The sequence below is a fragment of the Streptomyces orinoci genome (genome assembly GCF_003121295.1).
Classification (GTDB): domain Bacteria; phylum Actinomycetota; class Actinomycetes; order Streptomycetales; family Streptomycetaceae; genus Streptomyces; species Streptomyces orinoci.
The window spans coordinates 1,024,587-1,037,535 of record NZ_PHNC01000031.1; the positions used below are offsets into that span (position 1 = coordinate 1,024,587).

Below are 12,949 nucleotides of genomic sequence, written 5' to 3' on the forward strand. Positions count from 1 at the left end.
ACTCACGACCGCCGCAGCGGCCACTTCCGGTGCACCACATACGCCGCCGCACCCAGCGCGATCAGCGAACCCGCACCGACCCCGACGGCTGTCCACAGCCCGCCCCCGCCGCTCCCGGAGCCGGAGGCAGACGCCTGGGCCGCGTCCTGGCCCTTGCCGCCGTCCGCTCCCTTGTGCGCGTCGTTCAGCGGCGGCACCAGCAGGCCCACCGGCTTGACATGCCCGGCCGCCTCAAAGCCCCAGTCGAAGAGCCGGGCGGTCTCCTTGTAGACCTCATTCGGCTCCTTGGTCTCCGGGTTCATCACGGTGACCAGCAGCTTCTTGCCGTCGTGCTGGGCCACGCCGGTGAAGGTGTTGCCCGCGTTGGTGGTGGAGCCGTTCTTCACCCCGGCGATGCCCTTGTAGACCGGCACCCCATTGCCGGTCAGCAGCCGGTTGGTGTTCTGGATGCCGAAGGTCTCCCGCTTCTTGCCCTTCTTCTCCTCGCCCGGGAACTGGGCGGTGGCCGTGGAGCAGTATTCGCGGAAGTCCGCCTTCTGCAGGCCGGAGCGGGCGAAGAGGGTCAGGTCATAGGCGCTGGAGACCTGGCCGTCGGCGTCATAGCCGTCCGGGGTGACCACATGGGTGTCATTGGCCTGGAGCTGTTCGGCGTGTGCCTGCATGTCCTTCACGGTCTGCGCCACCCCTCCGTTCATGGCGGCCAGCACATGCACCGCGTCATTGCCCGAGCGGAGGAAGACCCCCAGCCACAGGTCCCGCACCGAGTAGGTGGAGTCCTCCTTGATGCCCACCTGGCTGCTGCCCTCGCCCATGCCCTCCAGGTCGGAGGAGGCCACCTTGTGCTCCTGGGTCTTGGGGAACTTGGGCAGCACCGTATCGGCGAAGAGCATCTTCAGGGTGGAGGCCGGAGGCAGCTTCCAGTGCGCGTTCTTGGCCGCCAGCACCTCGCCGGACTCCGCGTCCGCCACCAGCCAGGAGTCCCCGCTGAGCTCCTTGGGCAGCTCCGGCGCCCCGGGCAGCAGCTGCACCTGGGGGCCCGGCTTGCCCAGCAACTCGCCGCCCACCGTGGACATCTGGGCGGGCGGCTGCTTCGCCGGACGCCCCTTGCCGTCGGCCGGGGCATGCGGGTCATGGGTGGCCCTGGGATGCGGCGTCGCCAGGGCGGGGGCGGCCGTGGCCAGCGGAAGCAGCAGCAGGGCTGCGGCGGCCGCCAGCGCGGCGGTCCGCCGGACGGGAAGTGATGTGGGGTTCGGCACGCTGGTGAACGTACCTTCCCTTGCCTGCCCGGGCGTCCTGTCCGTGGCAGGTGAGTGAGCCGAGGACCCGATAGGACCAGTCGCCGGGACGGATCGCATACTGAAACCCATGGTGAATTCTTCCGGGGAGCCCGCCCCCCGAACCCCCGCTGTCCTCTCGCGCCCCGTGTCCTGGTTCCTGCTCGCCTTCGGGGTGTGGAGCTGGTTCATCTGGATCACTTTCGCAAAGAATCTCTGGAAGGACGGCAGTGGGCTGGCCTTCGACCACGCCGGCAACCCGACCGCCTACTTCTGGGTCCACCTGGCGCTCGCGATCACCTCGTTTCTTCTGGGGACGGCCGTCGGCCTCATCGGGTTGCGCGGTGTGCGGGCGTTGCGGCGTACCTCATAGCGCCTGACCGGCGCGCTGAGAGCGGTTCCCCGCCGGAGCCCCGTTGATGACTCCCCGCCAGAGAAGCCGATCACTTGGCCGATTCCCAGGACGTACGCCCGTTCGTGTGTTTACGGTGAGGCGCATCGATGGGCGGAGGGGGCACGGCGATGCAAGGGGTCGGGAAAAGGGGCCGGCTGAGAGCCGGTATGGCGGGCGCGGCCCTGATGGGGCTGCTGGCGGCGGGTACCGGGGGGTGCTCGCTGGTCTCGTCGGACGACAAGAGCGACAAGCCGGTGACGGTCGGCACCACCGACTCGATCACCAGCCTGGATCCCGCGGGCGCCTATGACGCCGGATCCTGGGCCCTGTTCAGCAACGTCTACCAGTCATTGATGACCTATGTCCCGGGCGGGACCACTCCGGTCCCGGACGCCGCCGAGGACTGCCGCTTCACCGACTCCGGCCTGCGGGTCTACAGCTGCCGGCTGCGCTCCGGCCTGACCTTCGGCAATGGCGATCCGCTGACCGCCAAGGATGTGAAGTTCTCCTTCGACCGGGTCAAGCGCATCAACTGGCGCACCGGGCCCGCCCCGATGCTGTCCACCCTGGAGTCGGTGCAGACCCAGGGCGAGGACCGGGTGGTCTTCCATCTGCGCACCCCGGACGCCACCTTCCCGTTCAAGGTGGCCTCCAACGCCGGTGCCATCGTGGACGGTTCGCGCTATCCGGCGGACCGCTTGCGCACCGGCGGCGAAGCGGACGGTTCCGGTCCGTACACCCTCAAGCGCTATCGGACCGGCTCGCTGGCCGAGTTGAAGCCCAATGGCAAGTACCACGGTGCGATCAAGAACGTCGGCGGGCCGGTGACCGTCAAGTACTTCACGGACTCGGCCAAGTTGAGCGATGCCTGGCGGCAGGGTGAGGTGGATGTGGCCTACCGGGACCTGCCGCCCGCCGAGATCGCCAAGCTGGCCCAGTCCACCGGGGACCAGCATGTGACGGAGAGCGCGGCTCCGCACATCCGGAACCTGGTCTTCAATCTCCGTAAGAACTCCCCCTTCGCCGAGGGGGCGGTACGGCAGGCCGTCGCCTCGGTGATCGACCGCTCGGCGCTGGCCAGGGACGTCCACCACCGCACCGTGGAGCCGCTCTACTCGGTGATCCCGCAGGGCGTCACCGGCCACACCACCGCCTTCTACGACCGCTATCCGCAGCCCGATCCGGACCGGGCCCGCCGGCTGCTGAAGGAGGCCGGGGTGAACACCCCGGTCCACTTCGTCCTGGCCTACTCCCAGGGCGGGGCCGCCAACCGGGACGAAGTGACCATGCTCAAAAAGCAGTTGGAGGCCACCGGGCTGTTCACGGTGGACGCCCGCTACGCCGACTGGAACGACTTCCAGGACGGCCTGGCCAAGGGCGGCTTCGACTCCTACCTGGTGAGCTGGCTGGGCGACTATCCGGACCCCGACACCTTCACCAGCCTGGTGAGCAGCGACAGCGCCATGCACTCCGGCTATGCCAGCCCCAAGGTGGACCGCCTGATCCGCGCGGCCCAGCAGAACCAGCACCGGGAGCAGAGCGCGGAGGAGTTCCGTACCATCCAGAAGATCATTGCCGAGGATGTACCGCTGCTGCCCCTGTGGCAGAAGAAGCAGTATGTGGTCACCAAGCAGTCGATCTCCGGCGGTCAGTATCTGACGGATGGTACGGGGCTATGGCGGCTGTGGCGCCTGGGGCGGATCTAGCGGGCGGTGGTACGGGAATAGGTGCTGACCACCGCCCCATTGGGGAAGGAACGCACCGACTTCAGGGTGAAGTCGGTGATCTGGAACCCGGCGCCGAACATCGGCATCCCGGAGCCCAGCACCACCGGATAGGTCTTGATCACCAACTCGTCTATCTCCTCGCGGAGTTCACCGGCCAGGCGGGAGCCGCCGCAGAGGTAGATGCCCAGGCCCTCCTCCCGCTTCAGCTCGCGCACCCGCTCGGCCGGCCCGCTGGAGATGATCTCCACCGCCGGGTCGGGGGACTCGGTGAGGGTGCGGGAGGCCACATACTGCCGCAGATGGGCATATGGACTGGTGATGCCCTCCTTCAGGGCCACCTCATAGCTGCGCCGGCCCTGGATGACGGTGTCAAAGCGCCGGTTGGGCAGCCCGTCCAGGCCGAGCGCCCGCCGGCCGTGACTGGCCAGGGTCTCCGGGTAGTCCGAGGCCAGCCACCGGAAGAACTCCTCGTCCGCATGACGGAGAAAGAACTGTGCGTCCCCATCCGGGGCCCCGATGAAGCCGTCGATGGAGGCGGCCATGAAGTAGGTGAGCTTGCGCAAAACGGTCCTCTCGCCGGGCGTGCGCGGCCTGACTGACTCGACCACTACGTATATAGTGCTTCAGGTGTAGTGGTTGCGCAAGACCCATCCCCAATTCAGCGAGGCGGAGTGAACATGGTCAGAAACCCGGAGCGCCGGACGGCACTGGTGGACGCCGCCATCGAGGTACTGGCGCGGGAGGGGGCGCGCGGGCTTACCTTCCGCGCGGTGGATGCGCAGGCCGGTGTCCCGGCCGGTACGGCCTCCAACTACTTCGCCAGCCGGGATGAGTTGTTCACCCAGGCGGGCCGCCGGATCAATGTCCGGATGACCCCCGACCCGGACCTGGTGGCCCAGGCCATGCGGCCCGAACCCTCGCGTGAACTGGTCACCGAGCTGATGCGCTGGCTGGTGCGCCGGATGACCGAGGAGCGCACCGGCTATCTGGCCTTCCTGGAGCTCCGCCTGGAGGCCACCCGCCGCCCCGCGCTCCAGGCCGAACTCAACCGCGCGGTACGCACGGAGTTCGAAGCGAGCGTGGACTTCCATCTGAGCTCGGGACTGCCCGGGGACGCGGACACCGTCAAGGTGCTCTATCTGGCGATGACGGGGCTGCTGTTGGAGCACTTCACGGTGCCGGAGGTTTTGTCCGGGACGGAGCTGGACGATTTGGTGGCGACCCTGGTCGAGCGGATCGTGCCCCGTTAGGGGCGCGGGGAACTGCGCGACCAGCCAGCCACGGTCCGCACTGGACAATGGCGCGTCTGCCGACGGATGTCGATTTTCAGGGTGCGGGCCGCCTTGGGCCGGTCGCGCAGTTCCCCGCGCCCCTGAGGAGGCGCCCCCTAAAGCCCCTTCCTCGCAAGGAAGTCGAGGACCAGCTTCCGCCACTCCTCAGGACGTTCCACCATCGGCAAGTGCCCCGTGGCCAGCTCCGCGTACTCCGCCCCCGGGATCCGGGACGCCAGGAAACGGGAGTTGTCCGGGGACACCAGGTTGTCCCGAGTTGCGGCAACGACCAGCGTGGGCACCGAAATCCCCGCCAGATCCCCCCTTGTGTCCGAGCGGAGAATCGCCCCGGCCTGCTCAAACGCCCCGGACGGAACATCGGCGGCCATCCCCGCGATGAGCTTGTCCAACTCTTCGGCGGGGAGCGCGTTCACATACTCCTCGCTGAACGCGCTGAGCAGATTGAACCGGGCGAAGTCGGTCAGATCGCCCTGGCTCAGCAGGCCGCGCCAGATGCCCAGCGCGGTGGTCACCCGGTTGTCCGGCGCGGCCAGCCCGGCCGCCAGCACCAGGCCGCGTACCCGCTCCGGGTAGCGGGCGGCGGTCTTCACCGCCACCAGGGTGCCAAGCGAGAAGCCGATCACCGTAAAGGTGTCCAGCCCGGCCTCGTCCGCCGCGGCCACGATGGAGTCGGCGAGGTCCTCCGCGGTGAAACCGTCCGCGGCGCGCGGGGTGGCGCCCGAGCCGGGGTAGTCCGGCCCGACCACCGTGTGGTGCTCGGCCAACGCCGGGATCAGCGAACCGTAGTTGGCCTCGATGCCGCCGCCCCCGCCATGGGCCAGCAGAATGCCGGGACCGGAGCCGTCAACGATGTGCGAAAGGGGAATCCGTGTCATGCCCCGCAGGTTGGCATCTGACATCAGTGTGAAGGTCAAGGTGAAGGTTTCGACCCGCCCGGAAAGGATCGCTTGATGCGCATCGGTGAACTGTCCCGGCGGACGGGAGTCAGCGCCCGTCTGCTGCGCTACTACGAGGAACAGGGCCTGCTGACCGCCGAGCGTGACTCCAATGGCTACCGCCGTTACTGCGCCCAGGCACCCGAAAGGGTGACCAGGATCCGGGAACTCCTGGCCGCCGGCCTGACCACCGAGGTCATCCGGGACCTGCTGCCCTGTGTCCAGGGCGGCCCCGGGCTTATCGGCTGCAGCCGTTCGGAGGGCATCCTCCAGCGGCAACTCGACCGGCTGGAGACGGAGATGGAGCAGATCCGGCGCCGCCGGGACGCCCTGCTGAAGGTGCGCGAGGTCTCCGAGGCACGGCGCCGCGCGGACCAGGAGCTGGCGAGGATGGCGCTACGGGCGTCATAGCCCGTGCCGCGCCAGGAAGTCCAGGGTCAGCTTCTGCCACTCGTCGGGCCGCTCCATCATCACCACATGTCCCGCCTCGATCTCGGTGTACTCGGCCCCCGGGATCCGGGCCGCCAGAAAGAGGGAGTTCTCCGGGGACACCAGGTTGTCCAGGGTGGCGCCGATGACCAGGGTGGGCACCGAGATCCCGGGCAGGTCGCCGGTGACATCGGCCTCGGCCACCGCGCCGGACTGCTCCGGCGCTCCGGCCGGGATGGCCCGCGCTATCAGCCCATAGAAGGTCTTCAGCTGGGACCGAGGCACCGAGTTGAAGAACTGCCGGCTGAAATAGGTCATGGCGACAAAGCGGGCGTAGGCCTTGCGGTCGCCCTCGGCCAGCAGTTTCCGGGAGAGGTCCAGGGAGGCCAGTACCCGGTTGTCCGGACCGGGCAGTCCGGCGGTGAGCACCAGGCCGCGCACCCGGTCCGGATGCCGGGCGGCGGCCCGGATGGCGACCAGGGTGCCCATGGAGTAGCCGAGCACAGTGAAGCGCTCCACACCGGCGGCGGTCGCCGATCCGACGATGGCGTCCGCCAGCCCGTCAATGGTCAGCGGCTCCTCGGAGCGCGGAGTCGCCCCGGAACCGGGGTAGTTGGGGGCGACCACGGTATGGCACCGGGCGAGCGTGGGAAGCAGGGCCAGGAAGTTGCTCTCGATGCTGGCCCCGGCGCCATGCGCCAGCAGCAGCCCGGGGCCGGAGCCGGTGACGGTGGTGGACAGAGGGATCCGTGTCATATCCGCAGATTCCCATGCGCGGGTCGGGCGCGGCTGGTGGCTGAGTGGTACCTCACACCTTCAACTCGGGCCCCGTCGGCCCGGTGAGCGCGGCCCGTCCCGCCCCGAGCGAATTTCCGGGAACTCGTGTTCCTCGCCATGAAAGGGATTCGTATGGTGAATTACCCGCGCCGGTCGGGGGAGTGCACGGAATGTGCGCGCGCCCTTGACGCGACTCCCCGGAACCGCGACGCTCATGCAACCTGAGGCAACCAGGTAACCCGGCAACCCCGCCAAACTTCGGCAGAGGAGTCGTTCCATGGCGCTACGGTTCTTCGGCAAGGACCCCCTCACCAATGGCGATGACTGCCCGACAGTCTGGGTGGATGAGACCAATGCCGATCTGGTGTTCCAGGGCTGGAAAGCGGACCACCGGACCGAGGCCGAGTGCCTGGCGGACGGCCATATCCCCGACAGCGAGGCGGTGATCCGCATTCCCGCCCGAATGGTTGAGCTGGTCAGGAGGGCCTGTGATGCCGCAGAAGAGCGTTCCCGGCTTCACTGAACTGATAACCGGCTGCCAGGGCACGGCCGTTCACCTGGAAATGCGTGACAACTACGCGGTCTCCGCCGAGGCGGAGGACTTCCGGGAATGGCGCAGAAACGGGCGCATCGGCCCCGGCTCCCTCAGCCGCCGCCGGCCATGGCTGGACCTGGTACGCGAGACCGTCGGCCGGGGCGTGGTGATGCGCCGAGCCCGCATAGTCTCCGAGCCGGTCACCGAGTACATACGCTACGAGCACGCCGGAACTCATCTGAATGTGGCGGCCGGTGAACAGGTCCGCTGGCTGCCGCGCCGGCTCACCAACGATCTCGTCCTCCCGGGAAACGACTTGTGGCTCTTTGACAACCGCCTGATCCGCTTCGGTCATTTCACCGGCGACGGTGCCTCCGCGGGGCATGAACTCTGCGACGACCCCGTGGTGGTCAAACAGTGCGCCACCGCCTTCGAGGCGATATGGGCGCGCGCCACGCCACACGAGATATTCACGGTCTGATCGCACCACCGGGAATGTCAGCCATGCCCAGCTACCAGTCCTCGGCTGTTCAGACCGCCCGTCGGGCGGTGGCGGACCGGCTCCGGGAGGTCCGGCTCGATGCCGGGCTCACCGGGCAGGAACTCGCCGTCCGCTGCGGCTGGAACAAGTCGAAGTCCTCGCGTATCGAGAACGCCCGTACCCCGCCGTCCGATTCGGACATCCACAAGTGGTGCGCCGCCTGCGATGCCTCGCCCCAGGCCGCGGATATCATCGCCGCCTCCCGCTCGGCGGAGTCGATGTACATCGAGTGGCGCCGTCTCCAGCGCACCGGGCTGCGCCGCCTCCAGGAGAGCCGCCGGCCGCTCTATGAGCGCACCAGGAATTTCCGGGGCTATGGCTCACATGTCATCCCCGGCCTGTTCCAGACCTTCGCCTATGCCCGCGCCCTGCTGATCTCGATCGGCCGTTTCCATGGCACTTCGGACGACGCCGAACAGGCGGCCGAAGCGCGCGTCGCCCGCTCCCGGCTGCTTTCCGAAGGCGGGCGCCGGTACGCGGTCCTGGTCGAGGAATCCGTGCTGCGATACCAGATCGGTGACTCGGTGGTGATGGCCGGGCAGCTGGGGCATCTGCTGTCGGTGATGTCACTGCCCTCGGTTTCCCTGGGCGTCATTCCCTTCGGCGCGGCCGAGCGGAGTATGTGGACGCTGGAGGCGTTCAGCATCTTCGACGAACAAAGGGTCCATGTCGAACTGCTCACCGCACAGATTACGGTCACCGCTCCCGGCGAAATAGCGCTCTACGCAAAGGCGTTCGCCGAACTGAGGGAACTGGCGGTGTACGGACCCGAAGCACGAACCCTCATCGTGGCCGCGATCGACGCACTGAGCTGAACCGGCATGCAACTCGGTAGAACTTCCTTGAGTAGCGGAGCGGTTGATTCCTAGCGTCGTCATATGGAGCGTTTCCGGGGGATTGGCGAAGCCCGGCAGGACATGGGGCTCGCCGCGCTGCGGCGCTCGGCCGCCGGCCTGGCGGCAGAGCTGCGGGACGCGCTGTCGGCTCATGGGCTCACGGTGCAGGTGATCGCCGAGCCGCCGATGTCGGGCCGGGCATATGTGTCGATCCTGGAACCGCTGATGGAGGAGGAGGTACGGGTCATCGCTGATGCGCTGCGGGAGTACCGGGGAAGTGGGCGTAACAGCCTCAGTGTTGGCGTCGCCGAGGCGAATGCGCGCAGTCGCCGCTATCTGGACTTCGCGGAACAGGCGGAACAGGGCGGCTGCGCGGAGTGCCGCCGCCTGAAGGAGCGCTTCTCGGCGGCGGTGCGCGGGGATGACGCGGAGGCGGCGGAGGGGTGGCGACTGATGCTGGGGAGGCACTTGCGGGAGCAGCACTGAGTTCTGCGCACACCTGCGCTTCCGGTGCGCCCGGGCCCTTCCGGGTGCGCCCGGTTGGCGTGGGCCGGGTTTCCGCACGGGGGGTGCGGGTTGGGCGGCGGTTTCCCGCCCAGTTGGGGCGCGTCATTTCCCGTGCGGGTTCGCTGTGGCTGGTCGCGCAGTTCCCCGCGCCCCTGGAGGGGCTGGCCGGAGAGCATCGGCAGGCCCCTATGGGGCCAGGCGGTTGTCGGCCAGGGCGCGGAGGAAGGCGCTCCAGGAAGCGCGGGGCGGGTTGAGCGTTTGCCCGCTCGGGCGCTTGCTGTCTCTTATCGGGACGGAGTCGGGTCGAGTGTCCGATACTTCGAGGCATTCCTCTGCGTTGGGATCGCTGTGAGTTGATTTGCGCCAGACGGCGCTGGTCAGGGCTTGCATGCGCTCAGTTCCTCTACGACCTGTTCAAGGAAGGGGATCGACTCCTGCGGTGCAAGCGCGGCGGCCTGGAGGAGGCCGTACTTATGGCAATGCCGGACCACAGATGCCTTGTCGGTGACGAGTTTCCCGAAGCTTCCACCTTCCAGGTAGACCACATCTGGGCCATGTTCAAAGGACATCAATGTCATGGATCCGCCCATCGCAGGGTGGCCCCCGGCCGCGAATGGGAGGATCTGCACTTCAATGTTGGGGGCTTTCGCGGCCTCGATGAGGCGCTCCAACTGCTCGCGCATCACCATTGGTGTACCGACTGCGCGTCGTACAACGGCCTCGTCGAGCACAACCCACAGGAGTGGCGGGTCCGGCCGGGTGAGGATGGTCTGGCGATTCATCCGGTAGGTCACCTGTTGTTCGATCTCGTCGGCGGTACACCATGGCTGTCCGACGAGGAACAACTCTCGGGCATAAGCCTCGGTTTGCAGTAGGCCGGGGATGCAGTGGGCCAAGTACTGGCGCATAACGGTGGACTTGGCCTGGTAGTCCCTCAGCCTCTCGGTGGGGAAGGGCTTCCGCCAATTGTTGACGGGCCCTTTCTCTACGTGCTCCCAGAGGTCATGCAGGTCACCGTCCGCGTCAAGCGCCTCGTCCAGCAGCTTGGAGACGTCCTCGGTCGGCACCTCGTTGCCCAGCTCGTACTGGGCGATCCGGCTGTGGGTCGTATGAACCCTGGAAGCGAGCTGCCGCTGAGTCCAGCCCACTCGCAGGCGCAGCTTCCGCAGCTTCACCCCGTACAAGCACGCCAGTGAGGCGCTCGGATCGAGCTTCACCGGTGCAGGCACCTTTGCCGCCCCCCATTTTCGCGTAGCGCAGCCGCAAACCCCTACCCCTGGTGAGCCTAGCCACACCCCCCGATGCTGGGTGCTGAAACGGGAGCGATCCAACCACCCGAGGTACCCACCCATGCCCCAGACCCAACCACCCCCCGACACCCACCAGTTGCGCCGAACCGCCGCCCGGCTGGCCGTCGAACTCCACGACGCCCTGCGAGCCCACGGCTTCGCCGTGCAAGTGGCGCCGGAGCCGCCCATGGACGGCCACGCCTACATCTCCCTCCTCGACCCCCTCCGCGAGGACGAGGCCAGGGTGCTCACCGACGCGCTGCGCGCCTACCGGGCCAGCCGCCGGGAAACGCTGAGCATCGGCGTGGCCCAGGCCAACGCCCGCAGCCGCAAGGGCGGTCTGGCATGAATGACCGGCCACCGCCCCCCTGCCCGGAGTGCCGGCGCATCAAGGCGCACTACTACGCCGCCGACAGGGCCGGCGACCGCCCCGCGGCCGAGGCATGGACCACGGCCATGGGCCGCCATCTGCGCCAGGCGCACTGACGCTTGGGCGCTCCGGGGCGGCAAACCCTTGTGAAGCCGGCCGCAGGGCAAAGGTTTCCCGCCCCGGAACGCCCCGTCACTCAGCCAGCGTATGCGCGACCAGCGCGTTGGCGTGGCCATGGCCCAGGCCGTGCTCCGACTTCAGCCAGCTGACCAGCTCCATGTGCTTGGTGAGCGGGGAGGAGCGGATGAGATCCTTCCACTCCGCTATCGGACGGCCGTACTTGCGCTCGATGGAGGGGAAGTAGCTGGCGGGACCCTTAACGGTTTCAGTCATGCGGGCAGTGTGTCACCACCCACTGACAACGCCGCCGGCCAGACGATCTCGTAGTAGCGCACCCGCTCGTCCTCGCCGGTCAGCCGCATGCCGGCCGCCGCCATCACTCGCTGGGAGGCGATGTTGTCCAGGTCGGCGTCGCCCTTGACGCGGGCGATGCCGTGCTGCCGGGCCAGGCGCAGGAGTTCGCGCAGCGCCTCGGTGGCGTACCCCTGGCCCCGGGCGCCGGGCACCAGGCCATAGCCGATGGTGACGGAGCGGTCGGGGCACGGCGGGCCGTGGAAACCCAGACCGCCGATCACCTGTCCGTCCGCCCGGCGGCGGATCTCATAGCCGCCGAAGGGCTGCGGATTCCCGGTAACCGCACAGTGGTTGAGGAAGTCGGTGGCCGCTTTCACGTCCCCGTCGCTGGGATAACCGGGCGCCCAGCGGTCGCCGGGAGCCGGGGTGCGCGTCACGACTCGTCTGGCCTCTTCGACGGTCATGGGGTGAAGTAGCAGCCGTTCGGTTATGAGGTCGCTCATATCAGCGATCACTAGCACGGGAGACGGGGTTTGGCCATGGGATTGCGGGTCCTTGACGACACCGAGGTACGGGCCCGGCTGGACGCCCGTACCGCGACGGAGGCGGTACGGCGGGCGTTGCTGGCGCACCATGCGGGCACCCTGGCCGCGCCCGCGCGGGTACGGGCCCCGCTGGGCGGCGGTGACCTGGTGGTCACCGCCGGACGGCTGCGCGAGCAGGGGCTGTTCGGGTTCCGGGCGTACGACACCCTGGTGGATGCCGAGCAGTTGGTGGCTGTCTGGGACGAGACGGGCCAACTGCGGCTGGTGGTGCACGGGGAGGAGCTGGGGCCGCGCCGTACCGGGGCGATCGGGGCGGTGGCGCTGGATGCGATGGCCCGGCCGGGGGCGCTGCGGCTGGGCTTGGTGGGGGCCGGAGTCCAGGCGTGGACGCAGTTGTGGGCGGTGAGCGCGGTGCGTGCGGTGACGGAGGTGGCGGTGTGGTCCCGCCGGAGGGAGCGGGCCGAGGGGTTCGCCCGGCGGGCGGGAGAGCAACTCGGGGTAACCGTAAGGGTGGTGGAGCGGGCCGAGCAGGCCGTGCGGGAGCGGGATGCGGTGATCGTTGCCACCAAGAGCACGACTCCGGTGGTGGCGAGCGAGTGGCTGGCGCCGGGGACGCACTTGTCCACGGTTGGCCCCAAGGGGCCGGAGGCGCATGAGGTGCCGGTGGAGTTGGTGGAGCGGGCGGAGGTTCTGGTCACCGACTCCCTGGCACAGGCGGCCGGTTCACTGTTCCCGGCGGGGCGGCTGGTGGAGTTGGGCGCGGTACTGGCGGGGGCGGCGCCTGGGCGTACCCATGCCGACCAGATCAGCGTGTTCTGCTCGGTTGGGCTGGCCGGGACGGAAGTGGCCGTGGCGGCGGCGCTGGTGGGGTAGGAGCGGGTGTTGTCCGGGCGCGGGTCGTGTCTGGCTGGCCGGGCCCGCGCGGCGGAGCGGTATATGTGGCGGCCCCGCGCAACTGACAGGGCCGTCGGGACGGGGCTGCGATTTCGGGTGCGGGTCGTGTGTGGCTGGTCGCGCAGTTCCCCGCGCCCCTGATGGGCGCCCGGCGCGAGCCGTATATGTGGCGGCCCCCGCCCTGATGGGC

General features: G+C 68.6%; 19 protein-coding genes. 11 read left to right on the forward strand and 8 right to left on the reverse strand.

Going from position 1 to position 12,949, the window contains the following annotated elements:
- Positions 1 to 2: 2 nt before the first annotated feature.
- Positions 3 to 1,256 (reverse strand): D-alanyl-D-alanine carboxypeptidase family protein, encoded by a 1,254-nt coding sequence (locus CV755_RS27005; protein WP_241561410.1) that lies wholly within the window; start codon positions 1,254 to 1,256, stop codon positions 3 to 5.
- Positions 1,257 to 1,365: 109 nt separating this feature from the next.
- On the opposite strand from CV755_RS27005, the gene CV755_RS27010 reads away from it, so the two are divergent.
- Positions 1,366 to 1,647, forward strand: a complete 282-nt coding sequence (locus tag CV755_RS27010) for an SCO4848 family membrane protein (protein WP_109282863.1) — start codon at positions 1,366 to 1,368, stop codon at positions 1,645 to 1,647.
- 188 nt (positions 1,648 to 1,835) lie between these two features.
- Positions 1,836 to 3,374 carry an ABC transporter substrate-binding protein gene (locus tag CV755_RS27015; RefSeq protein WP_109282864.1) on the forward strand — a complete coding sequence of 513 codons (1,539 nt, stop codon included), beginning with the start codon at positions 1,836 to 1,838 and terminating at the stop codon, positions 3,372 to 3,374.
- Here CV755_RS27015 and CV755_RS27020 read toward each other — a convergent pair.
- Positions 3,371 to 3,958, reverse strand: coding sequence for a dihydrofolate reductase family protein (locus CV755_RS27020; RefSeq protein ID WP_109282865.1), 588 nt, complete (start codon positions 3,956 to 3,958; stop codon positions 3,371 to 3,373). The two genes, CV755_RS27015 and CV755_RS27020, sit on opposite strands and share 4 nt — an antisense overlap.
- A 114-nt stretch (positions 3,959 to 4,072) precedes the next feature.
- Between CV755_RS27020 and CV755_RS27025 the strand changes: the two genes are divergently transcribed.
- The gene (locus CV755_RS27025; RefSeq protein ID WP_109282866.1) at positions 4,073 to 4,645 is read left to right on the forward strand and encodes a TetR/AcrR family transcriptional regulator; all 573 of its coding nucleotides are present in this window, start codon (positions 4,073 to 4,075) and stop codon (positions 4,643 to 4,645) included.
- 137 nt (positions 4,646 to 4,782) lie between these two features.
- Here CV755_RS27025 and CV755_RS27030 read toward each other — a convergent pair whose 3' ends face one another.
- Positions 4,783 to 5,562 (reverse strand): alpha/beta fold hydrolase, encoded by a 780-nt coding sequence (locus tag CV755_RS27030; RefSeq protein WP_109283546.1) that lies wholly within the window; start codon positions 5,560 to 5,562, stop codon positions 4,783 to 4,785.
- A 75-nt stretch (positions 5,563 to 5,637) separates the two neighbouring features.
- Between CV755_RS27030 and CV755_RS27035 the strand changes: the two genes are divergently transcribed.
- A complete protein-coding gene (locus CV755_RS27035) occupies positions 5,638 to 6,033 on the forward strand; it encodes a MerR family transcriptional regulator (protein ID WP_109282867.1) in 396 nt (131 codons plus the stop codon).
- Here the strand turns inward: CV755_RS27035 and CV755_RS27040 are convergent.
- Positions 6,028 to 6,807 (reverse strand): alpha/beta fold hydrolase, encoded by a 780-nt coding sequence (locus CV755_RS27040; protein WP_109282868.1) that lies wholly within the window; start codon positions 6,805 to 6,807, stop codon positions 6,028 to 6,030. The two genes, CV755_RS27035 and CV755_RS27040, sit on opposite strands and share 6 nt — an antisense overlap.
- A 298-nt stretch (positions 6,808 to 7,105) precedes the next feature.
- Between CV755_RS27040 and CV755_RS27045 the strand changes: the two genes are divergently transcribed.
- The 4 genes from CV755_RS27045 to CV755_RS27060 all read left to right on the forward strand — a co-directional run bounded on the left by CV755_RS27045 (position 7,106) and on the right by CV755_RS27060 (position 9,226).
- Positions 7,106 to 7,351: a hypothetical protein gene (locus CV755_RS27045; protein WP_109282869.1), complete on the forward strand. Its 246-nt coding sequence runs from the start codon at positions 7,106 to 7,108 to the stop codon at positions 7,349 to 7,351.
- A complete protein-coding gene (locus CV755_RS27050) occupies positions 7,320 to 7,844 on the forward strand; it encodes a DUF6879 family protein (RefSeq protein WP_109282870.1) in 525 nt (174 codons plus the stop codon). Before CV755_RS27045 ends, CV755_RS27050 begins: the two co-directional genes overlap by 32 nt.
- A 23-nt stretch (positions 7,845 to 7,867) precedes the next feature.
- Positions 7,868 to 8,719, forward strand: a complete 852-nt coding sequence (locus CV755_RS27055) for a helix-turn-helix domain-containing protein (RefSeq protein WP_109282871.1) — start codon at positions 7,868 to 7,870, stop codon at positions 8,717 to 8,719.
- 63 nt (positions 8,720 to 8,782) lie between these two features.
- On the forward strand, positions 8,783 to 9,226 hold the full coding sequence (locus CV755_RS27060; RefSeq protein ID WP_109282872.1) for a hypothetical protein: 444 nt from the start codon (positions 8,783 to 8,785) through the stop codon (positions 9,224 to 9,226).
- A gap of 207 nt (positions 9,227 to 9,433) precedes the next feature.
- Here the strand turns inward: CV755_RS27060 and CV755_RS27065 are convergent, their stop codons facing one another.
- On the reverse strand, positions 9,434 to 9,637 hold the full coding sequence (locus CV755_RS27065; RefSeq protein WP_109282873.1) for a DUF397 domain-containing protein: 204 nt from the start codon (positions 9,635 to 9,637) through the stop codon (positions 9,434 to 9,436).
- On the reverse strand, positions 9,625 to 10,464 hold the full coding sequence (locus CV755_RS27070; protein WP_241561411.1) for a helix-turn-helix domain-containing protein: 840 nt from the start codon (positions 10,462 to 10,464) through the stop codon (positions 9,625 to 9,627). Before CV755_RS27070 ends, CV755_RS27065 begins: the two co-directional genes overlap by 13 nt.
- A gap of 133 nt (positions 10,465 to 10,597) precedes the next feature.
- Here CV755_RS27070 and CV755_RS27075 point away from each other — a divergent pair, with 133 nt between their 5' ends.
- Together CV755_RS27075 and CV755_RS34785 are read left to right on the forward strand one after the other, a co-directional pair.
- The gene (locus tag CV755_RS27075) at positions 10,598 to 10,885 is read left to right on the forward strand and encodes a hypothetical protein (protein ID WP_109282875.1); all 288 of its coding nucleotides are present in this window, start codon (positions 10,598 to 10,600) and stop codon (positions 10,883 to 10,885) included.
- Entirely contained in the window at positions 10,882 to 11,022 is a 141-nt protein-coding gene (locus tag CV755_RS34785; RefSeq protein WP_161968752.1) for a hypothetical protein, read from the forward strand. The genes CV755_RS27075 and CV755_RS34785 overlap by 4 nt, the downstream gene beginning before the upstream one ends.
- A 76-nt stretch (positions 11,023 to 11,098) precedes the next feature.
- Here the strand turns inward: CV755_RS34785 and CV755_RS27080 are convergent, their stop codons facing one another.
- Together CV755_RS27080 and CV755_RS27085 are read right to left on the reverse strand one after the other, a co-directional pair.
- Positions 11,099 to 11,299, reverse strand: a complete 201-nt coding sequence (locus CV755_RS27080; RefSeq protein WP_109282876.1) for a DUF4287 domain-containing protein — start codon at positions 11,297 to 11,299, stop codon at positions 11,099 to 11,101.
- Positions 11,296 to 11,823 carry a GNAT family N-acetyltransferase gene (locus CV755_RS27085; protein ID WP_109282877.1) on the reverse strand — a complete coding sequence of 176 codons (528 nt, stop codon included), beginning with the start codon at positions 11,821 to 11,823 and terminating at the stop codon, positions 11,296 to 11,298. The genes CV755_RS27080 and CV755_RS27085 overlap by 4 nt, the downstream gene beginning before the upstream one ends.
- A gap of 36 nt (positions 11,824 to 11,859) precedes the next feature.
- Between CV755_RS27085 and CV755_RS27090 the strand changes: the two genes are divergently transcribed.
- The gene (locus CV755_RS27090) at positions 11,860 to 12,738 is read left to right on the forward strand and encodes an ornithine cyclodeaminase family protein (protein WP_109282878.1); all 879 of its coding nucleotides are present in this window, start codon (positions 11,860 to 11,862) and stop codon (positions 12,736 to 12,738) included.
- Positions 12,739 to 12,949: the final 211 nt, after the last annotated feature.